This window comes from Drouetiella sp. (assembly GCF_059504425.1).
Window position 1 is genome coordinate 80726 of record NZ_JCACIN010000025.1, and the last position, 26698, is coordinate 107423.

The window sequence follows — 26698 nt, forward strand, 5'->3', positions numbered from 1 at the left end:
GTCTAGACCGGATGCTTCTCCAAATTCGCTACGCTAGAGAGAGAATCCATCTACAACTGCCATGTTGACTGAAAAATTAGAAAGTCTTAGAGCGCTCTTTGCAGAAATGGATCGGGCGCTGATTGCCTATTCAGGCGGAATTGATAGCACTCTAGTGGCTAAAGTTGCCTATGATGTCTTGGGCGATCGCGCTCTAGCCATCACAGCCGAATCGCCCTCGCTGCTGCCTGAAGATTTAGAAGATGCTCAGATTCAGGCAGCTGAAATTGGCGTTCTTCATGAAGTGGTTCAAACCCATGAGATGGACAACCCTAACTACACGTCAAACCCGGTCAACCGCTGCTACTTCTGCAAAAGCGAACTACATGATACTCTCAAGCCATTGGCTCTCCGGCGAGGCTATCCCTACGTCGTCGATGGAGTCAATGCTGATGATTTGCTAGACTACCGACCTGGAATTCAGGCGGCAAAAGAACGAGGAGCGCGATCGCCCTTAGCAGAGCTGGGCATCAGCAAGCTAGAAGTTCGGGAAATCTCTAGGCATTTAGGTTTATCGTGCTGGGACAAGCCTGCTCAGCCCTGCCTCAGCTCCCGATTTCCCTACGGCGAAGAAATCACGGCAGCAAAATTGCAGCGCGTGGGCAGAGCCGAGCGACATTTGAGAACTCTGGGTCTAAAGAACCTACGGGTTCGATCGGTCGGAGATACGGCGCAGATTGAGCTAATGCCTGAGCAGATCAAAGAATTTGTTTTGACTACCGACCTCGCCGTTTTGACAACTACGCTCCAATCCTATGGTTTTTTGTACGTCACACTCGATCTGGAGGGATATCGCAGCGGCAAGCTAAATAAAGTATTGCAATTGGCTCAGACAAGTTAAAGGCTGTATTGATGCTGCATGGGTAATAAAAAGGGGGCGCAATACGCCCCCTTTTTATTAAGGTTTAAGTGATATTAGTCTTCGTCGATGTCAATATCTGCATCTAGATCGATATCAATTTCATCCTCTACGTCAATATCCACTTCATCCTCTTCTTCGTCCTCCAAGGCAGGTAACGCAAGGTCGTCATCCTCCAACAGATCAGGCACCTTGGCGGGGAAACCCAAACCAAAAGCCCCACCCTCCAGTCCAGGCGTACGAATGGGCGGGAACACTTCAAAGCCGCCTTCGCGATCGTATGAACGAGCCGTGCGATCGTCTAAAACCACATCGCTGAGGTCAAGATCATCCTCAAAGACGCTGCTCTCATAGATGGGATCAACTTCTACCATGCTGGTTTCTTCATAGGCGTTAAAGCCTGTACCTGCCGGAATCAAACGCCCGATGATAACGTTCTCCTTCAGGCCGCGCAGCCAGTCAGATTTGCCTTCGATCGCTGCTTCGGTCAAGACCCGCGTGGTTTCCTGGAAGCTGGCTGCCGAGATAAAGCTGTCAGTGTTGAGCGAAGCCTTGGTGATACCCAAGAGAATCGGCGTATACTGCGCCGGAGCACCCCCCGTAATCGCCATGGCTTCGTTCACCTGGTCAATTTGACGCAGCTCAACCAGCTCTCCCGGCAGCATGGTGGTGTCGCCGCCATCATCAATTCTGCCTTTAGAAGTCATCTGCCGGACAATGACTTCGATGTGTTTATCCGAAATATCAATGCCCTGGGAGTTGTACACAGACTGTACTTCGTTCACTAGGAAGGTCTGAACAGCCTGCAAACTCTTCAGCGAGGCTTCATGGATTCCCTCAGTTTCACGGTGATAGGTGAAGAAGGTATCTAGAATCTCGTGAGGATTAGCAGGGCCATCAGTTAGCGCTTCCCCCGCACCTACGTCTTGACCATCCATCACCAAGGCATTTTGCCCCGGCAATAGCGGATATTCAGTAGTCACTCCATCGGATTCAATTACCTTAATCTCGATCGACTCATCATCGCTGTAAACAACTTGAGCTGTGCCAGGACGCTTTGCCAGAATGCAGGCTTCCTTGGGCTTACGGGCTTCTAGCAGTTCTTCAATTCGGGGTAGACCCTGAATAATGTCTCCTGTCTTCGCCCGCTCAAACACCAGCAGCACCAAGTTATCACCCCGTTGCACCAAATCAGCATCATCAATGTGCAAGACTGCGCCGTTGGATACGCGGTAAGGACGCGCAATCCGCATCACGACCTGACCTTCTGAGGCTTCAATCACCTGCCCCGACTCTTCTAGAGGAACGCCCGGAGCAACCGGAAAACCTGCAACATGCAGTTCGCCCTGTTTGACGGTGGGCATTTTGCCGCGTGTATTCACCGTAAAGCGATCGGCATCCCGCATGATCAAGATCCGGCGGATCGCTTCACCCCCCTCACGAATACCCCGCACCTCACCTGCCTCTTTACAGAGAATTTCGGTACGAGCAACCACTGCCCCTGGAGCAATTTTTTCGCCATCCTCGACAAGCAGACGGGTCTGTGTACTGCCTTGAGTTTGGTCAGCCGCCATGTCTCGACGAATCACCAAAGATTCCAGAATCACGAGCTGTAAACGTAGGGTGTCCGGATCAGTTTCATCAGGAACTAGCTCAATATCGGCAGCAAGCTGAGGTGCATCCTGATCGATCTCTAGTACAAGCTGAGTCCGCAGCAGCTCCAGCCCTTCTACCGATTTCACTCGCTCTCCATCCTTGTATGCCATCCGCTGAATAGCGCGAAGCTGGATCGATCGCCCACCCGACTCTTCACGAGTAGAAGCCTGGCTAGGTACGGAAGGCACGTCTGGCACTGTAAACTCTGTAACAGGACGCAGTAAGATAGCGGGTCCTTCAGGAGACTCAATGTACTCCACATAGCGCAGCTCATCTACCGTCAGCCCCGGCATCACTTCCTGCCCTGGATTGACGATCGTCTCATGCTTTGACATGACTGCTTCAGGATTGTCCACCAGGTGGAGTTCACCGGGCTTGACGACAATCTCGCGCAAAATGTCATTCTTTTGAGTCACCTCAACCACGCCATTGCTTTGACAGAAGATGTCCTTGACGACCTCTGTGCCCGCCTCAACATACTGTCCATCTTCCACCAGCAGCAAAGAAATATCTTTGTTAACTTCATGCGCTTCTTCTGGAATCCACAGCAGCGTACCGCCTGTGATCACCTCATAGCCCTGCTTCGGTTTCCCTTTCTTGGCAACCTCAACGCCAGAGTATTTGATGATGCCACCTGTCTGGGTGTGGTAGCGATTGTCAATCAGTTCAGCAACCACTTGGCTATTCGTCACCTTTGTGCCGGGAGTTGCAATCAGCGAGAAGCGTTGGTTGTGCTGAGTCTCGATCGAATATTGCTCTCGTCCTTGCTGCGTTTCGCTCGTTACCTTTGCCTGATCCAGCAGCACCGAAGCGGTAATAATCTCAACTTCTCGTCCACCCTTATTGCCTTCGCTCTCTAGGGGAATCCGCACCATACCGCCATGCTCTGTCACGAGCTTGGACTCCGCCAGGATGCTATTTGCCTCAACGCGATCGCCGTTCTTAACCGTAGGTTCTGCACCGGGGGGCAGGTTATAAACCTCACCTGACAAAATCCAGATCAGGCCACCACGCTGAGCAATTCGCGTCGTGTTGCCCTGACGGTCTTTCTTCTCTTCTGGAACCACGTCAGCGAACTTAATTTCTCCTGCTAGGTCAGAGGCAACTTCTTTCGTCGCTTTCTCCGTCACCTTGCGAACGCGACCTGCTGCCGCCATTTCCACCAGCATTTGCCCCACCTTGACTGCTTGACCGTCTTTGACAAAGACGATCGAACCTGGGGGAACAGTAGAGGATTCTTTGCGATCGCCCGCTTCCACAATGATTTCAACGCTGACTTCTGCAATCTGCGCGTCTTCCCCGTGCCGGGTGCGGAAGGGGCGCGAACGGAACTGCTTAGGCTTGGTACGGGCAATTCCATCAAAAGTTGGACGAATTTGAGGAGCTACCTCACCTGTGAACGTACCGCCCGTGTGGAACGTCCGCATAGTAAGCTGAGTCCCCGGTTCGCCGATTGACTGAGCCGCAATGATGCCGACTGCTTCGCCCAGATCTACTAACGAGGCATGAGCCAAGCTCCAGCCATAGCAGGTTTGGCAAACCGATCGCGTTGCCCCGCAGGTCAGGGGCGATCGCACCATCACTTCTTCAACTTTGGCTTTGCCAATCAAACGCGCAATCTCATTTGAAACTGGCTCGTTGCGGGCAATAATCAACTCTTTGGTTTTGGGATGAACGACATCTTCAGCCACACATCTGCCCAAGAGCCGATCCTCTAGCTTAATCAGAATCCGTTCGCCATCTGTCATGTTGCGAACGCTAACGCCGCGATCGGTACCACAGTCAATCTCTCGGATGATCACATCTTGAGAGACATCCACCAGTCGGCGAGTTAAGTAGCCTGAGTCAGCCGTGCGCAGAGCGGTATCTACCAAGCCTTTACGAGCGCCATAGGACGAAATAATATATTCCGTTACCGTCAGCCCTTCTCGGAAGTTGGTTTTAATGGGCAAGTCAATGATCTGCCCCTGCGGATCAGCCATCAGACCCCGCATTCCGACCAACTGCCGTACCTGGGAGATGTTGCCGCGTGCACCAGAGAACGCCATCATATAAACAGAATTGAGCGGATCGTTGGACTGGAAGTGGCGCACCACCTCGTCCTTCAGTTCTTCACTCGTGCCGTTCCAGGTGTCAATTACCTTTTGGAATCGCTCGACCTCCGTGATTTCACCGCGCGTGTATCGAGTTTCGGTATCGCGGATCTGTTCTTCAGCCGCCGCCAATAGCCGTCTCTTGCTAGGCGGCACTTGCAGGTCATCCACACTAATAGACACACCTGCGCGAGTTGCAAATCGAAATCCCAAGTCTTTTAGGTCATCCGCCATTTGGGCAGTACGGGCAGTGCCGTAGTTCGTAAACGCCCAAGATACCAGTCTCTTGAGCTGTCCTTTATCGACGACTCGGTTGCGGAAAATGGTCTTCTGCTCGGACTTCTGAGTTGACTTTTGCTCTTCCGTCATTAGATCTTTGCCCCTCAATCTGTTTAGCCTAGTCCTGTTTAATCAGCTTTGATCTGCACTTAGCCCCGATATCTGCCCAGTATCTGCCGGATATCTGCCTAACCTCTGCCCAAACACTTAAAGTGCCAGCGCATCAAGAATAGTTTTGTTGTAGATAATGCGTCCTGGCGTAGTTTTGATATATTGAGCAATCAGGTTGCCGTCACTATCTTCGCGAGTTCGGCGGAATGCATACACTTTAGTAACAGTGCCTTCCTCAGTTGTAGTAACCTCAAGCGGTTCACTCTCAGAATCTGGCCCTTCTACTTCGCCTTCAAACCGCACCCAAATATAGGAGTGGATATCGACTTGTCTCTGTTCGTAGGCTACGATCACGTCCTTCATGCTAGAGAAGTAGCTTCCGGCGCCCAGAGTTGCCTTTGGATTTTCAGCAGTAAGGTAGTAGCAGCCCAACACCATATCTTGGCTAGGCATGACGATCGGTCTGCCTGTTGCCGGAGATAGGATGTTGTTAGAAGCCAGCATCAGCAAACGCGCTTCAGCCTGGGCTTCTAGCGATAGAGGCACATGTACCGCCATCTGGTCACCATCAAAGTCAGCGTTAAATGCCGGACAAACGAGAGGATGGATCTGAATCGCGCGTCCTTCTACTAGGATGGGTTCAAAAGCTTGAATACCCAAACGGTGCAGGGTTGGAGCGCGGTTTAGCATTACAGGATGTCCATCAATCACTTCCTCCAACACGTCCCAAATGCTGGGATCATTGCGCTGGATCAGCTTTTTGGCGGCTTTAATGTTGTTGACTAAGCCCTGACGAATCAAACGGTGAATTACAAAGGGTTGAAACAGCTCGATCGCCATTTCTCTCGGCAGACCGCACTGGTGAATCTTGAGCTTAGGCCCAACCACAATTACCGATCGCCCAGAATAGTCAACCCGTTTGCCCAAAAGGTTCTGACGGAAACGACCCTGCTTGCCTTCAATAATGTCTGAGAGAGACTTCAGCGGTCGGTTGTTGGCTCCTACTACCGTGCGACCCCGACGACCGTTATCAATCAGCGCATCCACCGCTTCCTGCAGCATCCGCTTTTCGTTACGGACAATAATTTCGGGAGCGAGAATTTCTTGAAGCCGCGCCAGACGGTTGTTGCGGTTGATGACTCGACGATAGAGATCGTTGAGGTCAGAGGTCGCGAACCGTCCGCCGTCTAGCTGCACCATCGGACGCAGATCGGGAGGAATGACCGGAATCACTTCCAGGATCATCCATTCGGGGAGCGATCGCGTGGCGATAAAGTTATCAATCACGCGCAGTCGCTTGATCAGCTTGGCGCGTTTTTGTCCCTTAGCCGTTGCGATTTCTTCGCGCAGAATTTCAGCTTCTTTCTCTAGCGCCAAGTCCTGTAAAAGCCGCTGTAAAGCCTCTGCCCCAATGCCGACCTCGACCCCAGTCAACTGAGAGTCTTCGCTGTAAAGCTGATCCTCAATTTCAATCCACTGATCTTCGGTCAACAACTGCTTGTAGCTAAGGTTCTCAGCGTTGCCCGGATTCAGCACCACGTAAGAGTTGAAGTAGACAATTTGCTCAACATCCCGCAAAGGCATATCCAGCAAAATTGCCATGTAGCTGGGAATACCCTTGAGATACCAGACGTGAGCCACCGGAGCAGCTAGCTTGATATAGCCCATACGGTGACGACGCACCCGCGACTCCGTCACCTCTACGCCGCAACGCTCACAAACAATGCCTCTGTGGCGCACCCGCTTGTATTTGCCACAATGGCATTCCCAATCCTTCGCGGGACCAAAAATCCGTTCACAGAACAAGCCATCCATTTCCGGCTTTAGCGTCCGGTAGTTGATGGTTTCTGGCTTGGTCACTTCACCGACTACAGTGCCATTCGGCAGGGTCCGCTCTCCCCACTGCCGAATCCGCTCTGGAGAGGCCAGACCAATCTTCACATAGTCAAACCGCTGCTCTAGCTTAGCCATCGCAAGTTATTTCCTCATACTCCTGGCAGGTATTCATCACCCTTCTGAAAGCTTCTAGAAGGCTGACTCCTAAAATCGGGTCTTAGCAACACAGTCTCTAGAAAACAGCGCCGACGATCGCCTCATTTTTAGCCGATCGTCAGCCTGAACTCTAGCGTTTAGTCCTCAACTTCTTCCATCTCATCGCGAGAGATAGATTCATAGGTTGGACGAGAAGGCGTGCGGCGATTGCCCACATCTGCCATCAGATCAACCTCAATATCGCGACTGGTGCCGTCTTCCTGAGTTTGCAGCTTGTGTGCCGCAATATCTAAACAGAGTGACTGAAGCTCTCGCATCAACACCTTGAAAGATTCAGGTGTGCCTGGTCGAGGAATCGCCTTGCCCTTCACGATCGCGTTCAAAGCCTCATTTCGACCCTGCATATCGTCTGACTTCACCGTCAGCAGTTCCTGAAGAATGTAGGCTGCACCGAATGCCTCCAGCGCCCAGACTTCCATTTCTCCAAAGCGCTGACCGCCTTGCTGAGCTTTGCCTCCTAGCGGCTGCTGAGTCACCAAAGAGTAAGGGCCTGTAGAACGAGCGTGAATCTTGTCATCTACCAGATGCACCAGCTTCAGCATGTAGGCTTTGCCAACTGTAACAGGGCGATCGAACGCCTCACCTGTACGACCGTCATACACCTGAATCTTGCCAGGGTTATCCGGGTTGAACACCCAATCCTGCCCAGTTTTCTCCCGCGCTTCGTCGATCTTGGCGTGAGTTGTCAGGCGGGAAGCTTCTTCCCCATACATTTCATCAAATGGCACGATCTTGAATCGCACGCCCAGGTTATGACCTGCCCAACCTAGCAAACACTCAAATACCTGACCCACATTCATCCGGGAAGGCACGCCCAAGGGATTGAGCACAATGTCAACGGGCGTACCGTCGGGTAGGTAAGGCATATCCTCCTTCGGCAAAATCCGGGAAATAATTCCCTTGTTGCCGTGGCGACCCGCCATTTTGTCTCCCACCTGAATCTTGCGCTTTTGTGCCACATAGATGCGCACCACCATGTTGGCTCCGGGGGGAAGTTCGTCGCCCTGTTCACGGGTAAACACCCGCACATCCACTACACGACCCTTCTCGCCGTTGGGTACCCGCAGAGAGTTATCCCGCACGTCCCTAGCTTTTTCACCAAAGATAGCGCGGAGCAGCTTTTCTTCTGGTGGCTGATCCGATTCGCCCTTGGGCGTAACCTTACCCACCAAAATATCGCTGCTCTCAACCCAGGCTCCAATTCGGATAATGCCCGTTTCATCAAGCTGACGCAAAGCGTCTTCACCCACGTTAGGAATTTCGCGAGTAATTTCTTCAGGACCTAGCTTAGTCTGACGAGCTTCAATCTCATATTTTTCGATGTGGATTGAGGTGTAGACATCGTCATAAACTAGACGTTCGCTAATTAGGATGGCATCCTCATAGTTGTAGCCTTCCCAAGGCATGTAGATGACTAGGACGTTTTGACCCAGTGCGATCTCGCCTCCTTCAGTCGCAGAGCCATCAGCCAGGATTTGACCCGCAACTACGCGATCGCCATGAAACACGATTGGACGCTGATTCAGGCAAGTATCCTGGTTCGATCGATTGTACTTCTGAAGCGTATATTCGATTTCCCGGTTGTTAGATGCGCTCCGAACTCGAATGCGATTAGCATCCACATGGGTGACTTCACCCGCAGTCCGGCTAACGATCACCATCCCGGAATCACGAGCAGTCTGCGCCTCCAGCCCTGTACCAACTAGCGGACGCTCAGGTCGCAGCAGCGGCACTGCCTGACGCTGCATGTTAGAACCCATTAGCGCTCGGTTCGCGTCGTCATGCTCCAAGAAGGGAATGAGAGAAGTCGCGACCGAAATGATCTGCACTGGAGAAACGGCAACGTAGTCCACCTCTACGGGGCTAGTCGTCGTGAACTCCTGGCGATAGCGTACGGGAACTTGCTCCCCAAGCAGATAGCCATTTTCATCCATAGCGACATCTCCTGCCGCCACCCGCATATCGTCTTCTTCATCGGCCGTCAGGTAAATTGGAGCTTGTGTCTTATCAACACGACCGTTTTCAACTCTAAAAGACGGCGTTTCGATGAAGCCGTAGGAGTTAACGCGCGCATGGGTTGCCAACGAACCAATCAAGCCCGCATTTGGTCCTTCTGGCGTTTCAATCGGGCAGATTCGTCCATAGTGAGAGGGGTGAATATCTCGCACCGCAAAGCCTGCCCGCTCCCGCGTCAGACCGCCCGGTCCTAGAGCGCTAAGACGCCGCTTGTGAGTCAGCTCAGCCAGAGGATTGGTCTGATCCATGAACTGAGACAACTGAGACGAGCCAAAGAACTCTTTGATCGCAGCAACCAATGGCTTTGGGTTTACCAATGAAGCAGGGGTGAGAGAATCGGCATCCGAAACCGTCATTCTTTCCCGGATAATCCGCTCCAAACGGTTCAGACCGACACGCACCTGGTTTTGCAGCAGTTCACCGACCGATCGCACCCGGCGATTCCCCAAGTGGTCAATGTCATCAATGCTGCCGATGTCAAATTCTAGGTTAATCAGGTAGTCAACCGCCGCCAAGATATCTTGTGCAGTCAGAACTCGCGTCGCTTCAGGAACGTTTAGCCGCAGCTTTTTGTTCAGCTTGTAGCGCCCGACGCGACCCAAATCATAGCGTTTGGGGTCAAAAAAGCGAGAGTCCAAAAGCTGCTGACCCCCAGAAACCGTGGGCGGTTCACCGGGACGCAGCTTCCGGTAAAGCTCCATCAGCGCCTCTTCTTCGCTGAACTGACCTTCTTTTTCAATCGTCTTCTGAAAATATTCAGGATGGCGCAGCGCGTCAAAAATCTCGCCATCCGTCAGCCCCAATGCCTTCAGCAGCACCTGAGCAGACAGTTTGCGGGTCTTGTCAATCCGCACCCAGACGAGATCGTTCTTATCGGTTTCAAACTTCAGCCATGCGCCCCGGTTAGGAATCAAGCTGGCGTTGAAGGCGCTACGACCGTTCTTGTCAATCTCTTTCTTGTAATAGACACCTGGGCTACGGACGATCTGGTTAACGATTACGCGCTCAGCACCGTTGATGATGAAGGTACCGCGATCGGTCATCAGCGGCAGATCGCCAATAAAAACCTCTTGCTCCTTAATTTCCCCAGTCTCTTTGTTGATCAGACGGGTCGGGACATACATTTGCACCGCATAGGTGCTATCTCGACGCTTTGCCTCATCTACATCATACTTGGGTCGTCTGAGCTTATAGTCTTTCCCTAAGAAATGAAGTTCCAGCTTGCCCGTGTAGTCGGTAATAGGCGAAAAGCTGTCAAGTTCTTCAATCAAACCCTCTTCCAGGAACCAGCGAAAGCTTGCTCGCTGAATTTCTACGAGATCGGGTAGGGTAAAGACGGGTGCGGATTGGGTTAGGTTACTCATGCGGCTCCTCAAGTCGATCGCGCCTGGGGCTAAATCCAGGCAATACAGCACTAAGAAATATATATTGACGACAAAACTTCAGTCCCCATGAAAATGAAGACTGAATACGTTATGTTGTCTTGTAAGGCTTGTGAGAGATAAGATTTGGGGGGAAAGTAACTTGAGAAATGTTTAGGAGAAGTTTCAATAGCTGCGGTTCTTTGCAAAGGCAGGTTACGGCAGAAGAGATCTTAGCCTGAGTGAAAAGGTCTGTCAACTCCACATCATTATTATGACGTAAGCTTTGCATTTTGTGTCTACTTTCTAGAGGAGTTAAGGCTAGAGAAGCTGAGGCACTTGCACCGAGGGCTGTATTGCGGGCAAAGGCAATTTGAATAGATGACAGGCGTTAGCGGTTGTTTCGATCGCCAGACTCTCCAAAGCCACTTGCCGGAGCTGAGCAACTTGCTCAGCCACATAGCAGACATAGGCAGGTTGGTTAGGTCGCTCACCCCGCTTAGGAACAGGCGAGAGAAAAGGACAATCAGTTTCCACTAAAATGCGATCGCTGGGCACCATCCGAGCCGACTCCTGCACCTGCACAGCGCTCTTGAAGGTGACAATGCCGCTAAAGCTGACATATAGCCCCAGATCCAGAAACCACTGAGTTTCTTCAGGAGTTCCGCTCCAGCAGTGCATTACGCCTTTGACTGCACCCTGAGATTGCCAGAACGATCGCATGATTTCAGCCATTTCAGCTGCCGCATCTCGGCAATGAATAATTACCGGAATATCAAGCCGCTGAGCAATTTCTAGCTGAGCGATAAAAACCTTGACCTGATGATCGCGGTTCTCAGCCTTGAAAAAGTCCAGACCCATCTCCCCGATCGCCACTACGCGCTGATCTGACTCAGCTAAACCTAGAATCTGCTGAGCTGAGCCAGCATCCCACTTGTCAGCATCTAAAGGATGGAGACCCACCGCAAAAGAGATTTCGGGGAAGCGATCGGCGATCGCCCGAATGGCCGCAAATTCAGACGGCTCAACGCAAGAATGCACCAAGCGCACAACGCCAGCCTGACGCCAATTGTGAGCAATGACATCTAGGTTTTCCTGAAGACCGTCAAAATTGAGATGAACGTGAGTGTCAACCCACATTGGCTTCGATGCAGCTACTGTCACAAGGGTTTCCGAAGAATTCACTGAATACAGCCTACTTGCATTTCCTTACTAACAGCGCCGAAAATAATTGACTCTGCTCTTGATGCCCATTCTTCAAGCTAAAACACTGGTGAATCTAAGCTTCAGGAATCAACGTCAGCAACCGAGGCTTGCTCGACTGGAGCTTGTTCAACCGGAGCTTGCTTGGTCTTGAGCAGTTTTGCCATCCGAGACTTCTTGCGAGCGCCATTGTTAGCATGGATAACGCCTCGCTTGATTGCCTTGTCAATTTTGCTATAGGCAGCCGACATGCGCTGCTGGACTTCCTGCTCTGTTTCAGGAGAAGGATTTGCTCCATAGGCTTCAACGGCAGCAAGATATCGCTTGGTCAAAGTTTTGACGGCAGATTTATAGGCTTTGTTGTGCAGACGGTTGCGTTCTGCAATTTCGACGCGCTTAATTGCTGACTTAATATTTGCCATAGCCTAGCCCTTAGATTAAAAAAACTTTTAGCAGTCTATTATCATAGCGAATAATCTAGAGAAAATGCCAGAGAAACTCCTTTACCGTCTTCATGAATCCATCAAAAATCCAGGTTAAGCTATAGGAGCAATCTGATTACGGTTCAGTATTAGGTCGAAGTCTAGCCGCTTGAGTAAATTTTGACCTATTGGTTTGACCTATCGGTTGGTTCAGCCTAGTCCAGCCGCCAACTTCCAAGCTGGCGATTTTTGGATCATTCGTTTTTTAACTCACACTCGTTTCAAATGTGGCGATGCTGCGAATTATTACTCAGCGGGCTGAGGCACTTATCGAACTACGGCGAATTTGCGATCGCACCCACGATGATCAGGTTGTCCACAAAGAGGCGACGGTTCGGGAAGTTTTGCAGGCCGTTAAGCGTCAAGGCGATCGGGCAGTTTTGCACTACACCGAAGAATATGATCACCTGACCCTAAAAGCGGAAGAGCTACGGGTCACTGGTACTGAGCTAGAAGCAGCCTATCATCAGGTTTCCAAGGATTTGCTGGAAGCTATTCGTCTGGCTTGCCGCCAGGTAGAAGCCTTCCATCGCCAGCGGGTGCCCAAAAGCTGGGTAAATTTTGGAGAGCATGAGGTTGTTCTGGGCAAACGCTACACTCCGGTCGATCGGGCGGGGCTTTATATTCCAGGCGGACGGGCGGCTTACCCTAGCACTGTGATTATGAATGCTATTCCTGCCAAAGTAGCAAAGGTGCCTCACATTGTCATCACCACGCCTCCCAGCCCGGATAAAACGGTCAATGCAGCGGTGTTAGTAGCTGCTCAAGAGGCAGGCGTACAGGAAATTTATCGGGTTGGCGGAGCACAGGCGATCGCCGCCCTCGCCTACGGGACAGAGACGATCCCGAAGGTAGATGTGATCACGGGTCCCGGCAATATCTACGTCACTCTGGCAAAAAAGCTGGTTTACGGTACCGTCGGCATTGACTCCTTGGCAGGCCCCTCAGAGGTGCTAATTATTGCGGATGGACAGGCCAACCCGGCTCATGTGGCGGTAGATATGCTGGCACAGGCAGAGCATGATCCGATGGCAGCCGCAATTTTGCTGACCACCGACTCCAATTTGGCAGCGCAGGTCGTGGTGGAGGTGAAGCAGCGGCTGCTAAATCATGAGCGCAAGCTGCTGACTGAGAAGGCGATCGCCCATTACGGCTTGGTGGTGGTCGTAGATTCCCTAGACATTGCGGCCGAGCTATCTAACGAGTTTGCGCCAGAGCATCTGGAATTAGAGGTTGCCGATCCCTGGAGTCTTCTAGAAAAGATTCGCCATGCTGGGGCAATTTTTCTGGGCAACTCTACGCCTGAAGCCGTGGGAGACTATTTGGCTGGACCAAACCACACGCTACCGACTTCCGGATCGGCTCGATATGCTTCTGCCCTCAGCGTTGAAACCTTTATGAAGCACTCTAGCCTGATTCAGTATTCTCCAACGGCTCTAGGGCAGGTGGCAAAGGCGATCGACACCCTGGCAACGGCGGAAGGACTGCCCTCTCACGCAGATTCGGTGAAGCTGCGCGTCCAAGATTACCTGGACGAAGGAAAATAGAAACAAAGAGAACGCGAAAGGGGACAGGCAACGTGAATTTTCAGTCGGTGATTTCGACGCTGCATCAGTTTTGGGGCGATCGCGGCTGCCTCATTGTCCAGCCTTACGACACTGAGAAAGGGGCGGGTACGATGAGTCCCCACACCTTTTTACGGGCGATCGGTCCTGAACCCTGGTCAGTTGCCTACGCGGAGCCATGCCGCCGACCGACCGACGGACGCTATGGCGAAAATCCCAATCGCTATCAGTCTTACTATCAATATCAGGTGCTAATCAAGCCTTCCCCCGACAACATTCAGGAAATCTATCTTGACTCGCTGCGGGCGCTTGGCATTCGTCCCGAAGATCACGATATTCGCTTTGTGGAAGATAACTGGGAGTCGCCGACCTTGGGAGCCTGGGGCGTAGGCTGGGAAGTTTGGCTAGACGGCATGGAAATTACGCAGTTTACCTACTTTCAACAGTGTGGTGGCATTGATTGCCGTCCTGTCTCGATAGAAATCACCTATGGGTTAGAGCGCCTGACCATGTATCTGCAAGAGGTGAATGCCTTTACGGAAATACAGTGGAACGATCGCGTCACCTATGGCGATGTGCATTTTCAGGGCGAGATCGAGCATTCGACCTACAACTTTGAGGTTTCCAATCCTGAAATGTTGTTCACCCTGTTTGGGCTATACGAGCAAGAGGCAGGGCAAATTGTGCAAAAAGGCTTGGTTTTACCTGCGCTGGACTATGTGCTGAAATGCTCACACACCTTTAACCTGCTGGATGCTAGAGGCGTGATCTCGGTGACAGAGCGTACCCGCTATATTGGCAGAATTCGCAATTTGGCGCGTCAGGTAGCACAACTCTACGCCAAGCAACGAGAGGACTTGGGCTTTCCGCTGCTGAAAGAAAACGGGGTGAACATCAAGAATTCACAAGCAGAGAAAGCTGCCTGACCGTCCTCAAAACAACGCTTTGCTTTTCTCCAGTTCGCGTAAAATACTCTTAACAATTCTTAAGAAATGCGGAGCTGAGAGAACACAATGTCATCTAATTTTTCGCAAAGCTTAAGTCAGCAGCTAGAGCCGATCGCCGCCTGGTTTCGGAGTTTTAATCTTCCAGAGCTGATTGTCCACTGGGGGCATCCGCTAATGATGGCGATCGTCATATTCGTCATGGGTAGCTTTGTCGGCATGACGGGCTGGCGAGGGCGATCGCTGATGGAGCCGGAAGCCGCTAAGAGCCGCATGGATCACCGTAAAATTGCGCCTCTCATGTTTCTGTTTATTGTCCTGGGTGCCGTGGGTGGCGTGTTGTCATTGGTGATGCACCAGAAGCCGATTCTAGAAAGTCCCCACTTTTGGACAGGTGCTGCTGCAATTGGGCTATTGGCAGGAAACGCTGCGATCGCGGCAACTAATTTTGGGAAGAATAATCCCATGCTGCGTACTACTCATGCCTATGTGGGAAGCGCAGCGCTATGTCTACTGTCTCTTCATGCCCTTTTGGGGCTGAAACTGGGGCTTGCAATCCAGGGGCATTAATCAAGTCAGGGTGTTGAATGGCTGCAACGAGCGCATGGATCTGTTTTGCCTACATTGTGGGCTTGCTGTTGACGGGAATTCCAGGAAAATTTCTAGGGATTTCCCCCGGAGCGATCGCCATCTTGATCCTAGGGGCGATCGCTTCTTTTGTAGCACCGCGTCTTTGGCGAGACAGCCCTCCTGCGCGTCTGTGGCTCTTGGCAGGTCTTGTGGGATTTCTGGCAGCTCTGCATTTTCAGATGCGGCTACCGCAACCTGCCGCCAGCGATATTTGTCGTCTTATTAAAAGCCCGAATGATGGCGTTTGTCAGCCGATCGCTACCGCTCAAACTCCTATTCTGGGACAGATTTTTGAGGTTGAGGGCGTGGTGAATAGCTCACCACAGTTGACTCGAAGCGATCGCTACCGCTTGCAGCTAGAAGCCACGCGCGTTAGCTCTAGCAATCAGGGTAAGACGCTCTTATCCGATCGCCCAACTGCTGGAACGATTTATGTAACCTTGCCGAAGGAGAAAGGTGAGGCGCTTTATCCAGGACAACGGGTAATTGTCTCAGGTTCGCTTTATAAGCCCCAGCCTGCTGCAATTCCGGGCGGATTTAATTTTCAAGAATATCTGAGGCAGACTGGGATTTTTACTGGGCTGGTGGCTCAAGAGATCCTGTTAGCCAAAGGATCACAGCCTCAGCCGCCCTTGCTGTGGTCAATTCGGCGGCAGATTGTTCAGGCACAAGAATCTAGCTTGGGTATTGAGGAAGGACACTTGCTCAGCGCGATGGTCATGGGCAAAGCGGCAGTAGATGTGCCGTATGAGTTGCAGGATGAATTTCGTCAGGCGGGTCTGGCTCATGCGCTTGCCGCTTCCGGGGCGCAGGTATCAATGCTGATTGGCGTGATGTTAGCTTTGACGCAGCGGTGTACGGCTCGAATCCGGCTAATTTTGGGCGGCGGCGTTTTGCTTTCCTACATTGGACTGACGGGAATTGAACCCTCGGTGCTGCGGGCAGGCGTGATGGGAGGCGTAGTTCTGGTGGCGCTGGTGGCAGAGCGTAAGGTCAAGCCTTTGGGTTCTCTGCTGTTTGCGGCGGTTGCTTTGCTGCTATGGAATCCTCTGTGGATCTGGGATTTGGGGTTTCAGCTCAGCTTTTTGGCGACTTTGGGGCTGTTAGTTACTGTGCCAATTGTCTCAAACTGGCTGGACTGGATGCCGACGGCGATCGCGCCTCTCTTTGCTGTGCCGATCGCTGCCTATCTCTGGACATTGCCCCTGCAACTCTTTACCTTTGGTATTGTTTCGCCCTACAGCATTGGCATCAATGTTCTGGTGAGTCCTTTAATTGCGACTATCAGCATTGGCGGCATGGTCAGCGCTCTGGCGGCGCTCATTTACGCTCCGATGGGCAGTTTCTTGGCGGGATTACTGCACTTTCCCACCTGGCTGTTCATCAAAATAGCGGAGGTAGGCAATCAGCTTCCGGGCAGTCAGCACGCAGTGGGCACCATTAATGCTGCACAGGTTTTGCTGCTGTATGGCATGGTTTTGCTGGTGTGGATGTGGCGGCGATCGCATCGGCACTGGTGGCTGGCGCTGGGGTTGGGCATCAGTTTGGTGGCAGTTCCCGCTTGGGCAACGTCCGCGAGCTTGCTAAAAGTGACGGTGTTGCCCACTAGCAATCCGGTATGGGTGATTCAGGACAAAGGCAAAGTGATCATGATCAACGGCAGCAGCGAAAAAGATCTGCGCTTCACGGTCAAGCCATTTCTAAACCAGCAGGGCATTAACCAAATTGATTGGGCGATCGCTCCCAGCCTACGCGCCGCTACCCTGGAGACTTGGCAGCAGATGCTAGAAGCTGTACCCATCAAGATGCTCTACGGTGCAGTCCATGACCAGAGCGCAGATGAAGCGATCGCCTTTAATCAAAATCGTGTTGAGCTATCAAAAAAGATTGAGGCGCAGCAGGGCAAGTTTATCCAGCTTGCCGATCGCCAGACCTTGCAGCTAGGTTCTGTAACCGTCAAACCGCTCAGACCCGATGCCTCAATTCTGCAAATGCAGATTGGTGCTGAGAACTGGGTGATGTTGAGGGGCAGTCCCTACAAGATCCGAGGTTTGCCCCGTGCTAGCGTGCTGTGGTGGTCGGGGCAAGAGCTAGATACCCAAATTTTGGAGCAGGTGAAACCGCGAGTGGCGATTGCCCTCAAGGTCGCGCCCGCAGATCAATCACCTACCCAACGATGGCTTGAACAACATCAGGTTAAGCTCTACATCATGCCTGAATCTGGCTCTGTTCAGTGGAGTCCGCAACAAGGCTTCAGCGCTACACTTGAGTCTGGACAACCGTTCTAGCGTCTAAAGGCGCTCTGTTTATCAACTTGTCCCATAGCTTGTATGGCATTACGTAATTGAGTTAGGACGAGTTATTTTTTGAGAGCCGCGCTCCGCGCGGCTCTCAAAAAATAACTCGTTGGATCTAATCGCATAGCGCTATACAATAGAAAACGGAGAGGTGGCAGAGTGGTTGAATGCGCTTGACTCGAAATCAGGTTTGGGGCAACTCAACGGGGGTTCGAATCCCCCCTTCTCCGTCCTGCAAGGCTGACTATGCAAGCGCTTGATATTCTGATTCTCTCGAATGGCCCCGGTGAACTCACAACCTGGGTTAGACCTGTGGTTCAGGCTATTCGGCAATGTATGGGAGACGATCGCCAGCAGATCCGCATTTCTCTCGTTTTGTCGCCTTGCCCCAACGCCAGCGGGCGGGAGGTAGCCATTGCCCAGACCTATCCTGAGATCGATCGCGTACAGGGCGCAAAGCATTTCTTCCCGTTTCTGATCGGGGGAAAAACGGCTGAAGGCTGGGACTGGCGCGATCGCGGTGTCGTGGTTTTTCTGGGAGGAGATCAGCTTTTCCCGGTGGTAATTGGCAAACGCCTGGGCTACCGCACCGTTGTGTACGGCGAATGGGAGACGCGTTGGCACAGTTGGATCGATCGATTTGGTGTGATGAAACCAGAGTTAATCGATCGCGTTCCACCCAAGTATGTGCACAAGCTGACTGTTGTGGGCGATCTGATGGCGGAAGCATCAGCCTTCCAATCAGAACAGCTCAAAATATCTGAACAGCTACAGCTCGGAGAAGGACAGGATTTGATTGGGCTGCTGGTTGGCTCAAAGCCTTCAAAGTTAGCTCAGGGTGTGCCCTTGTGTCTGGCGATCGCCCACCATCTTCATGCAGCCTGTCCACAAACACGGTTTGTGATTCCTGTGGCACCCGCGCTAGACCTGCCCGCGCTAGCAAAATTTGCAGACCCAGCTCAAAACACGATCGCCAGTGCGTTTGGCAACCCTGCCGCAGAACTGGTGCAAGCAGAGCAACCCTATTTGAAGACATCTGAGGGACTCCGGGTAGATCTGTGGACAGAATCTCCTGCCCATGACCTCCTGAGTCAATGTCGCTTATGTTTTACCACCGTGGGTGCAAATACAGCTGAGTTGGGATCTTTAGGAGTTCCCATGGTCGTGATGTTGCCCACCCAACAGCTTGATGCCATGCGCGCCTGGGACGGACTGCCAGGATTGTTAGCGAATCTGCCAGGGATAGGCACCGTCTTCGCCAAGCTGATCAACGCCTGTTTTTTATGGTATTCGCGCACTCCTCGGCTGTTGGCGTGGCCCAATATCTGGGCTGGAGAAGCGATCGTTCCTGAGCTATGGGGTCATTTGCAACCGCAACAGGTGGCAGAAGTGGGGATCGACTGGCTGGATCATCCTGAGAAGCTAGAGCAGATTAGCCGCAAGCTTCGCCAAGTTCGAGGAGAAGCTGGAGCCGCCCAAAAACTGGCTCAATTGGTTAAAGAAATGGCAGATGCTCAGCCTTCAATCTGATACCAATTTAAATGATCTGCCCTGTTCGGGTCTTACAGCTGTCGCCAGTTTGGTTTAGGACATTTTTGGTGGGGCGTGAAGCGCCCCACCAAAAATGTCCCCGTCCTAACCGCTTTGGCGGTTGCTATAAATTGGTATGAGAAGAAACGATCGAAAAAAATGTAGTGAAATTCGCGAGGCGATCGCCTTCTTTCCCAAGCTATGGTGCAAATTTGCAGGTTAAAACATTACCCACTTCAAAGATATGACTACACTTGCGAGAAAGTTTCCCTGGCTCTCTTTGGCGCTGCTCTTAGCTGCCTACGCCACCTTTAGCTGGTTTTTTACCCACGCCTTTACACAGGTGCTCACCTTTTCCAACACGGCCTATTTATCGTGGAGTCTTGTGCTAGCGTTTACGTTGCTGGAGGCGCTCCTCTTGACGACTCAATTTGATGGGCTGAAGTCCCTGATTGGGCGATGGCTGCGATCGGATATGGGGTATTTCACGCTAATTATTGCGGCTTCTTTAGGCGCAACCCTCGCTTTCATTTGGTCAAATGTCACGGGCTACTTTGTTGTGCTTATTGCTGCTGAAATTCTGGCGCGATTGGATTTGCAGAATGCAAAGTTTAGCCGTTTCCAGTCGTTCATTATTTTGACCGTGATCTCGGTGCTGGGATTGGCTATAGGTCTAATTGCCAGCCTTAGATTAGATTCTGCCCTAACTGGTGTTTAGCTGTAAAAGCCTATGAAAAAGCAGCCCTGATTGGACTGCTTGACATCAAGTGCGTGAGGAGTAACCTCTCTTGAGAATACAGGGTCAGAGATTAGCTGAAAGCCGAGTTACAGATCTTGATACAGGACTTGATACAGGGCTTGATACAAGAAGACTAAGTACAGAGAGAACCTGGCATCAGCTTCTCATCAGCTCTAACAGAGACTCATCTTGTCCCGACTGCCGTTTTTCAATGGGGATATAGGACTGGGCGTGGCTCCCAGTATAAATTTGAGTAGGGCGGAAGATGCGGTTTTCATTGAGCTGCTCTTTCCAATGCGCCAGCCAGCCTGAAGTACGGGCGATCGCAAACACGGGTGTAAACAGGTCGGTCGGAATACCCAGCTTGCGGTAGACCAGTCCTGAGTAAAAGTCTACGTTAGGATAAATGCCCTTGTGTCCTAGGCGCTCAGCAACCGCTCGTTCCATCGTAACGGCAATATCGTAGTATTCATCTCTACCAAATTTTTCAAAGAGTTGCTCTGCCAAACTCTGCAAAATTGTGGCGCGAGGATCTTTAACTTTATAAACCCGATGCCCAAAGCCCATGATTTTAGACTTATTCTCCAGGCAGTTGTCTAGGTACGGCTCAACATTTTCTACGGTGCCGATCTCTTCTAGCATCATGATCACTTCTTCATTCGCTCCCCCATGCAGCGGCCCGGCCAGAGTCCCAACTGCCGAAGCCACTACGCCATAGGGATCGGTCAGAGTAGAAGCCGTCACCATAGAGGAAAACGTCGAGGCGTTGATTGTATGCTCTGCATGTAGAGTCAGACAAATATCAAAGATTTGAGCAGCAAGCGGATCAGGTTCTCGCTCGTTGAGCATATAGAGGAAGTTTGCCGCGTAGCCGAGATCGTCGCGGGGCTGCACTGGGTCATTGCCTTTGCGCATGAGCTGAAAGGCCGCAACCATTGTCGGAATCTTTGCCAGTAGCCGCACGACTGCCGCTCGAATATACGCAGGATCATCCAGCGCCCGACGAGAGTAGAACAAGCCCAGAGCAGCAGCACAAGCCTGTAGAGCATCCATAGGGTGCCCACTCTCTGGAAAGCACTTCATCATGTCGCGGATACGGTACTTCAGCCGCCGATGAGATTGAATTTCGTGCTGAAATTCTTCCAGTTCACCCGCAGTAGGCAACGCTCCCCAGATCAAGAGATAAGCAGTTTCTACGAAAGTGCTGAGTCTAGCCAGCTCTTCAATATTGATGCCCCGATACTCTAGGATGCCATTTTTGCCATCCACAAAGCTAATGCTGGATTGCGTCACAGGAATCCCTTCCAGACCCGGTCTATATTCGCAAAACGTCATAATGTCACCGTATGCCCGAAATAATTTGTACTCAAGATTTTGTCCAAAACCTCCTGATGACCAGAGTAGGTTCTCTTTTATACCAATTTAACGAATGATAGTTACAGACGAGCGTAGATGGGCATCGCTCTTCAAGCTTTCTCGATCGCGTTTATTTTTCGGTATTGCTTGATAAGGGGATGATTTTTTGTTGAACAGGAGCGCACAGAACGCCCCTTTTCAGCAAAAAACCATCCAGAGACCAGCAACGCTTATTTTTCAATTGGGTATTAGAAGATTCTGGACAAGCTGTTAGTGGATAGCTCTCTTAGATTGGCATATTCTAGGGTTGCAGTTTTGTTAGTTTTGGATCAGTCTGCCCCGTTGATCGATCGTTTCGGAGTGGAAACTGTGTTTTGACTAAGTTTTCAGCGCTATCCCGATCGCCCACTTCCCCGTCCAGCGTTGCAGCCAGCACCCTTTCCAAGATCTCTTTGTATTGTTTTCCGGGTTTGTAGCCCATTGTTTTGAGATCATTGCCATTGAGCGGAGCCTGAACAGTCTGCCACTGGGCGAGATATTGCCAGATGGGGCGGCGTGCCGATCGCGGAGCCGTTGCCCCTAACAGAATTAGCGTAGTTCGATCGCAATCTCTCAATAATTTAACGACCTGACTAGGGCGATCGCATTGGCTCAGAGCCGGAAAAATTTGATCTTGTAGATGGGGAAGATTCTGTAGCCGATCGCCACTTTCTATTGGCAGCTGGAGTGTTTGGGTAGCGGTCAGGCGATCGGGTAGCGAGAGAGCAGACAGCAGAACTTCTAGAAGCACCTGCCAGTGCAGCGCATTCTGGGGATTAAATCGCTTCAGCCAGCGATCGGCTCGTCGCATCTGCTGCCACAGCGTATTACTGAATCTCAACTGAGGATGGATGCAGACTAATGCTCCCAGATCTGACAGCCACCGCATTGCCCTCTGCCAATAGACAGTCTGCAAAATGTACTTTAGCTCCTGCCTTAGGCGGGTTTGCAGGGCGGGGGCTTTGTCGATTTGCGCGTCTGCCTGAATACGTTGATAGATACCGCTAGCGATCGCATACCGGATGTAGCGCTCAGTTTGCGGCTCAAGCTGAAACTTCAGCCGCACCGCAAATCGCACGGCTCGAAAAATCCGAGTCGGATCTTCAATAAAACTATTGGCATGAATTACGCGAATCTGTCTTGCCTTCAAATCTAACCCGCCGCCGAAAAAATCTAGCAGTTCTCCCGAACCTGGAGCCGTGAGCCGTACGGCTAACGCGTTGATGGTGAAGTCGCGCCGATAGAGATCTTGAGTGATCGAGCTTGCCTCCACCTCTGGATTTGCTGCCGGATAAAGATAAAACTCAGTTCGAGCGGTAGCAATGTCTATTCCTAGAGAACCCAACGCCGGATCGTCTTGCCAGAGCAGCGCTGCCGTTTGAAATTGCCCGTGGATTTGCAGACGCACCTGAGGATAGATCTGCTGTAAAGCTTGAGCTAGCTCTACTCCTGCTGAGTCGATCGCCTGATGAAATCCATCCACTACCAGGTCAATATCCTGAAGCTGTAAAGGCTGCAGGTCTGCTAACAGCAAATCGCGCACGGCACCCCCCACCAGATAGAGCTGCCAGCCCAGCCGCTCTGCCTGATCTGCAATTGTCTGCAATAGTTTCCAGAGTGCTGGAGTCAGGCGATCGTGCAGCAAATGACTCATACCTTCAGGTATTGCCCTGCTTCGATGAATCTGCCGCAGTACATCTGTGCGAGTGACTATTCCTATCAGGCGATCGTTTGCTAAAACAGGCAACCGACCGATGCCGTAAGTCATCATCAGCGCTTCGATGTCAGGCAGCTTTGCCTCTGGCGTCACGGTTTTAAGCTCCGTCGCCATGTGATCTTTGACAGGGGCATCGCCAAAGCCATGACGCAGGGCAATCTCCAAGTCTCGACGAGAAATAATCCCCACTAGCCGATCCTCAGCATCTACCACACAGAGTCCAGAATGCCCGTAGCGCAAAAGCAGGCGCTGAGCTGTGGCGATCGTCGTTTCCGGGCAAACGGTGCGAACGGGAGAGGACATCAGGTTTCTGGCGATCGGTGGCGTAAGCATCGAATCCATGGCGGCTTTTCCTCTGGCTTTTCCCCGGCATTTACCCGGCTTTTAGCTTTGTCCTGCTTCTAGCCTTATCCTGTCACAAGGGTCTCAATTTCTGATAGGTTACTAATTAGGGAAAGATAGAGAGCAGATTGCTTGGTCAAGGCGCGATCGTCTAATCCTCTTCGCTGTGCTGGTTAGCTGTTGGCTGTATTTGGGAGGGAAAATAATGTCTGTTCTATTTCAACTGGCTTTGGCGGCTCTTGTCGCAGTATCGTTCATCATGGTAGTTGCTGTTCCTGTTGCCTATGCTTCACCTAAAAACTGGGAGCAATCGAAGCGGCTGCTATTTTTAGGATCAGGGCTTTGGACAATTTTGGTGCTGTTGGTGGGCGGTCTCAACTACTTTGTGGTGTAGCGCTCTATTTAACGCCTTAAGTTGATTGTCTAGAAAATCAGCCAAATCTCTAGAAAGGTAGTTTAGGCTAAAGTAGCCCCACATCTGAGAGCAGGCACTTCGTCTGAAAGTTTCTATCAGCCATCTTTTTAGCTCATTGGTATTTCTATGACAGTTTTTGAGGGCACGTTTACCCGCACAGATGATCTACGGTTTGCGATCGTCATTGGTCGATTCAACGACTTGGTGACAGGCAAGCTGCTCGAAGGATGTCAGGACTGCTTGAAGCGTCACGGCATTGATCCCGATCCACAGGGGACACAAGTAGACTATGCCTGGGTTCCGGGGAGTTTTGAAGTGCCGCTTCTAGCACGGCAGCTAGCTTTGTCGGGTCGCTATGATGCCATCATCTGTTTGGGCGCCATCATTCGAGGATCTACCCCTCATTTTGACTATGTGGCGGCAGAAGTGTCTAAGGGAATTGCTGCCGCCAGCTTCCAGACGGGGGTGCCTGTCATTTTTGGTATCCTGACCACAGATACTATGCAGCAAGCGCTCGAACGAGCCGGAATTAAGAGCAACAATGGCTGGAATTACGCCATGAATGCGATCGAGATGGCGAGTCTCATGCACCAGGTGAAAGCCAGCAGCCGAGACGTCTCTTCTGGTGGCGCAAATGGCGATTCAATATCAGGCTCAGCTCAGCTTTCGGGGGCAGGTCTTCAAACTTTGCCAGGGGCACTCAGGAGCGCTTTGCCTGAGCAAGTGGAGTAGTAAGGTAAGAGTTTTGGACGCTAAGGCGGTTCACTCAGGTTGACAAATTGGTTGAACTCTGGCACTATGATAAAAGTCTGAATTTTGCGGGTGTAGCTCAGTGGTAGAGCGCAACCTTGCCAAGGTTGATGTCGTGGGTTCGAATCCCATCACCCGCTTAATCTAAAAAGCCTTTTGAAGTTGAGCCTTCAGAAGGCTTTTTAGGTTTTCCCCAGATTATTAGAATAAATCCCTTGCAGATTGGGTGAGGTATGGCTCTCACCTCACCCAATCTGCAAATCCTAATTCATGAGGGGTCGAATGACGGATGAAAGAACAGCGGCATGGACGTGAGCTGTTCTTTTGTATTCTTTTTTCAATAAAGAGAGTGTTAATGATCGCCCTTGATACCAAGGTTTGAGCTAGATTGAGGATAGTGTTGATTGGGGCGAGGAAGAAGTTAAAGAGATTTAGGCTACGAGGGGCTTGCTTTTCAATAACTCTTTCTTCTTCAATTCCAGTCGATTGCTTCCAAATCCTTGCTCCAGACCATTCATCCGTGTCGCTGCGACCTGTGCAACATCCGAAAACCCAGAAAATTGACCTCAATAGTGAATATCCCTGTCCCTGTCGTCGTCGGGGTCGCCTAACTCCGATCGTCTTGACAGAGGCTTTCGGCTGCGATCGCTGTCAGCAAATTTTCGTGCTGCAAGAGAATGGCTATGTGATTGAGCAGCTATCGACGCACTATCCCTACAAACGGGCTTGGCGCTGGACAGGTCATCAATGGAACGCTGCTCATTCCAACCTGGGTCGAGGCTATTTCCCCCTAACGCTATTTATCATTTTTGGACTAATCTTTTTACTGCTGCTAACGACCCTCAACTCTCCCCTCAGCTATAGCATCACTTTCCGCGTGATAGCAGCTTTGGTTCTATCAATGCTGCTAGTCTGGATGCTATGGCTAGCCTGTAGACGTTAGTCAAAGTAAGGACAGAATTGAACGCTTCACCTGTGACCACCATCGCCTACCGAGGCTATCACTCAGCCTTAGAACTGGCAACCATGCGAGGAACCGATCGCAGTCGTGCCTTGCACATCATGGCAGAAGCTTTGATGGAGCGCCAGAACGACATTTTAGAAGCCAACACGCTCGATCTGGAAATTAGCCGTGAAATGGCAGTTCCTGACCTAGTTTTGGATTGGCTGAAGTTAACTCCAGAACGATTGCAGACGGCAGGACAGATCCTTCAGCGTCTGGCAGAGCTTTCTGATCCGATTCAGCAGGTTCTCAACATTCCGTCCTATCAGGTTGATCAGTGCCAAACCTATTGTCAACTGACGCCTTTGGGGGTAGTTGCTTTTATCTACGAAGCCTTTCCCGACATGGGGGCGATTGCCGCAGGGCTTTGCATTCGTACCGCCAATAGCCTAATTTTGCGGGGGAGCGCCGAGGCAAGCCATTCTAATCAGGTCATTGCTGAGACTCTGAAACTGGCTATTGAAGATGCAGGTCTGCCGGGTGACTGCATTCAGAGTTTGCCCCCAGAGCATGGCGACCAGATTCGAGAGCTGGTGGTTCAAGATCAGTTTGTCAACTTAGTCATTCCCTATGGGCGATCGAGCCTGGTGCAGCAGGTCGTACGTCAAGCAACTTGTCCGGTACTCAGGACTGCAATCGGCAATTGCTACCTCTACTGGTCGCCCTCTGGAAGTTTAGACATGGCTCGATGGATGATTTTAGACAGCCACCAGAGTGCGCCTGATGCAGTTAATGCGATCGAGAAGGTTTTGATTCATCGTCACCATAACCCTTCAACGCTGATTATGCTTTGGAGTAGTCTTCAGGAAAAAGGTTACGTTCTGCATGGTGACGATATTCTCTGTGCAGAGTTTCCGGAAGTCTTTACGGCTGAAGCCAAGCCCTATGAGTGGAGTCAGGCTTATCTGAACCGCACTATTGCCTTTAAGGCTGTGGAGCAATTGGAAGATGCGATCGCTTGGATCAATCGTCATAGCAGTGGTCATGCAGACTGTCTGGCAACAGAATCGTACCAGGAAAGCCGCCAGTTCGCATTAGGAATTGGCAGCGCTATGACCTACATTAATGCCTCACCCCGATTCTATCGGAATCCCAAGCGAGGTAGCCCGATCGCTCTAGGCATGTCTAATCAGAAAGGGCATCGACGCGGGCTAATTAGTGTTGAAACCCTCACGACCTTAAGACACATTGTTCAAGGCAACGGCGTGAGTTGAGCGCTT

At 51.4% G+C, this 26698-nt stretch carries 18 protein-coding genes and 2 tRNA genes; 13 read left to right on the plus strand and 7 right to left on the minus strand.

Annotated features, from left to right (window positions below; all coding sequences use genetic code 11):
• Positions 1-61 precede the first annotated feature (61 nt).
• A complete protein-coding gene (gene larE, locus AC5JMP_RS05940) occupies positions 62-880 on the plus strand; it encodes an ATP-dependent sacrificial sulfur transferase LarE (RefSeq protein WP_495850522.1) in 819 nt (272 codons plus the stop codon).
• A gap of 74 nt (positions 881-954) precedes the next feature.
• On the opposite strand, the gene AC5JMP_RS05945 is transcribed toward larE, so the two are convergent.
• The 5 genes from AC5JMP_RS05945 to rpsT all read right to left on the minus strand — a co-directional run bounded on the left by AC5JMP_RS05945 (position 955) and on the right by rpsT (position 12091).
• Complete coding sequence (locus AC5JMP_RS05945) at positions 955-5016, minus strand: DNA-directed RNA polymerase subunit beta' (protein WP_495850523.1); 4062 nt, start codon at positions 5014-5016, stop codon at positions 955-957.
• A 117-nt stretch (positions 5017-5133) separates the two neighbouring features.
• Positions 5134-7008: a DNA-directed RNA polymerase subunit gamma gene (locus AC5JMP_RS05950; RefSeq protein ID WP_495850524.1), complete on the minus strand. Its 1875-nt coding sequence runs from the start codon at positions 7006-7008 to the stop codon at positions 5134-5136.
• Between the two features lie 158 nt (positions 7009-7166).
• Positions 7167-10469, minus strand: coding sequence for a DNA-directed RNA polymerase subunit beta (gene rpoB / locus AC5JMP_RS05955; RefSeq protein ID WP_495850525.1), 3303 nt, complete (start codon positions 10467-10469; stop codon positions 7167-7169).
• 318 nt (positions 10470-10787) lie between these two features.
• Positions 10788-11606 carry a TatD family hydrolase gene (locus tag AC5JMP_RS05960; RefSeq protein ID WP_495850754.1) on the minus strand — a complete coding sequence of 273 codons (819 nt, stop codon included), beginning with the start codon at positions 11604-11606 and terminating at the stop codon, positions 10788-10790.
• A 146-nt stretch (positions 11607-11752) separates the two neighbouring features.
• Entirely contained in the window at positions 11753-12091 is a 339-nt protein-coding gene (gene rpsT / locus AC5JMP_RS05965; protein ID WP_495850526.1) for a 30S ribosomal protein S20, read from the minus strand.
• Positions 12092-12384: 293 nt separating this feature from the next.
• Between rpsT and hisD the strand changes: the two genes are divergently transcribed.
• The 7 genes from hisD to AC5JMP_RS06000 all read left to right on the plus strand — a co-directional run bounded on the left by hisD (position 12385) and on the right by AC5JMP_RS06000 (position 19835).
• Complete coding sequence (gene hisD, locus AC5JMP_RS05970) at positions 12385-13698, plus strand: histidinol dehydrogenase (RefSeq protein ID WP_495850527.1); 1314 nt, start codon at positions 12385-12387, stop codon at positions 13696-13698.
• Between the two features lie 32 nt (positions 13699-13730).
• On the plus strand, positions 13731-14642 hold the full coding sequence (gene glyQ, locus AC5JMP_RS05975; RefSeq protein WP_495850528.1) for a glycine--tRNA ligase subunit alpha: 912 nt from the start codon (positions 13731-13733) through the stop codon (positions 14640-14642).
• Positions 14643-14729: 87 nt separating this feature from the next.
• Complete coding sequence (locus AC5JMP_RS05980; RefSeq protein ID WP_495850529.1) at positions 14730-15230, plus strand: DUF4079 domain-containing protein; 501 nt, start codon at positions 14730-14732, stop codon at positions 15228-15230.
• A gap of 17 nt (positions 15231-15247) precedes the next feature.
• Complete coding sequence (locus tag AC5JMP_RS05985; protein WP_495850530.1) at positions 15248-17578, plus strand: ComEC/Rec2 family competence protein; 2331 nt, start codon at positions 15248-15250, stop codon at positions 17576-17578.
• A gap of 154 nt (positions 17579-17732) precedes the next feature.
• Positions 17733-17817 (plus strand) — tRNA-Ser (locus AC5JMP_RS05990).
• A gap of 16 nt (positions 17818-17833) precedes the next feature.
• A complete protein-coding gene (locus AC5JMP_RS05995) occupies positions 17834-19117 on the plus strand; it encodes a glycosyltransferase family protein (RefSeq protein ID WP_495850531.1) in 1284 nt (427 codons plus the stop codon).
• A 244-nt stretch (positions 19118-19361) separates the two neighbouring features.
• Positions 19362-19835: a hypothetical protein gene (locus AC5JMP_RS06000; protein WP_495850532.1), complete on the plus strand. Its 474-nt coding sequence runs from the start codon at positions 19362-19364 to the stop codon at positions 19833-19835.
• Between the two features lie 177 nt (positions 19836-20012).
• Here the strand turns inward: AC5JMP_RS06000 and AC5JMP_RS06005 are convergent, their stop codons facing one another.
• Positions 20013-21191, minus strand: a complete 1179-nt coding sequence (locus tag AC5JMP_RS06005) for a citrate synthase (RefSeq protein ID WP_495850533.1) — start codon at positions 21189-21191, stop codon at positions 20013-20015.
• Positions 21192-21513: 322 nt separating this feature from the next.
• Complete coding sequence (locus AC5JMP_RS06010; protein WP_495850534.1) at positions 21514-23310, minus strand: CBS domain-containing protein; 1797 nt, start codon at positions 23308-23310, stop codon at positions 21514-21516.
• A 205-nt stretch (positions 23311-23515) separates the two neighbouring features.
• Here AC5JMP_RS06010 and psbZ point away from each other — a divergent pair, with 205 nt between their 5' ends.
• The 5 genes from psbZ (at position 23516) to AC5JMP_RS06035 (ending at position 26692) form a co-directional block, all read left to right on the plus strand.
• Entirely contained in the window at positions 23516-23704 is a 189-nt protein-coding gene (psbZ, locus tag AC5JMP_RS06015) for a photosystem II reaction center protein PsbZ (RefSeq protein WP_495850535.1), read from the plus strand.
• A gap of 147 nt (positions 23705-23851) precedes the next feature.
• Complete coding sequence (gene ribH / locus AC5JMP_RS06020) at positions 23852-24457, plus strand: 6,7-dimethyl-8-ribityllumazine synthase (RefSeq protein WP_495850536.1); 606 nt, start codon at positions 23852-23854, stop codon at positions 24455-24457.
• A gap of 86 nt (positions 24458-24543) precedes the next feature.
• Positions 24544-24615 (plus strand) — tRNA-Gly (locus tag AC5JMP_RS06025).
• A gap of 395 nt (positions 24616-25010) precedes the next feature.
• Positions 25011-25418 carry a hypothetical protein gene (locus AC5JMP_RS06030; protein ID WP_495850537.1) on the plus strand — a complete coding sequence of 136 codons (408 nt, stop codon included), beginning with the start codon at positions 25011-25013 and terminating at the stop codon, positions 25416-25418.
• 17 nt (positions 25419-25435) lie between these two features.
• Positions 25436-26692 (plus strand): glutamate-5-semialdehyde dehydrogenase, encoded by a 1257-nt coding sequence (locus AC5JMP_RS06035; protein ID WP_495850538.1) that lies wholly within the window; start codon positions 25436-25438, stop codon positions 26690-26692.
• The last annotated feature ends 6 nt before the right edge of the window (positions 26693-26698 follow it).

Bases quoted from the DNA above. Each gene is read 5' to 3' on its own strand.
- larE (WP_495850522.1), top strand. From the start codon at position 62: ATGTTGACTGAAAAATTAGAAAGTCTTAGAGCGCTCTTTGCAGAAATG.
- AC5JMP_RS05945 (WP_495850523.1), bottom strand. From the start codon at position 5,016: ATGACGGAAGAGCAAAAGTCAACTCAGAAGTCCGAGCAGAAGACCATT.
- AC5JMP_RS05950 (WP_495850524.1), bottom strand. From the start codon at position 7,008: ATGGCTAAGCTAGAGCAGCGGTTTGACTATGTGAAGATTGGTCTGGCC.
- rpoB (WP_495850525.1), bottom strand. From the start codon at position 10,469: ATGAGTAACCTAACCCAATCCGCACCCGTCTTTACCCTACCCGATCTC.
- AC5JMP_RS05960 (WP_495850754.1), bottom strand. From the start codon at position 11,606: ATGTGGGTTGACACTCACGTTCATCTCAATTTTGACGGTCTTCAGGAA.
- rpsT (WP_495850526.1), bottom strand. From the start codon at position 12,091: ATGGCAAATATTAAGTCAGCAATTAAGCGCGTCGAAATTGCAGAACGC.
- hisD (WP_495850527.1), top strand. From the start codon at position 12,385: ATGCTGCGAATTATTACTCAGCGGGCTGAGGCACTTATCGAACTACGG.
- AC5JMP_RS05980 (WP_495850529.1), top strand. From the start codon at position 14,730: ATGTCATCTAATTTTTCGCAAAGCTTAAGTCAGCAGCTAGAGCCGATC.
- AC5JMP_RS05985 (WP_495850530.1), top strand. From the start codon at position 15,248: ATGGCTGCAACGAGCGCATGGATCTGTTTTGCCTACATTGTGGGCTTG.
- AC5JMP_RS05995 (WP_495850531.1), top strand. From the start codon at position 17,834: ATGCAAGCGCTTGATATTCTGATTCTCTCGAATGGCCCCGGTGAACTC.
- AC5JMP_RS06000 (WP_495850532.1), top strand. From the start codon at position 19,362: ATGACTACACTTGCGAGAAAGTTTCCCTGGCTCTCTTTGGCGCTGCTC.
- AC5JMP_RS06005 (WP_495850533.1), bottom strand. From the start codon at position 21,191: ATGACGTTTTGCGAATATAGACCGGGTCTGGAAGGGATTCCTGTGACG.
- AC5JMP_RS06010 (WP_495850534.1), bottom strand. From the start codon at position 23,310: ATGGATTCGATGCTTACGCCACCGATCGCCAGAAACCTGATGTCCTCT.
- psbZ (WP_495850535.1), top strand. From the start codon at position 23,516: ATGTCTGTTCTATTTCAACTGGCTTTGGCGGCTCTTGTCGCAGTATCG.
- ribH (WP_495850536.1), top strand. From the start codon at position 23,852: ATGACAGTTTTTGAGGGCACGTTTACCCGCACAGATGATCTACGGTTT.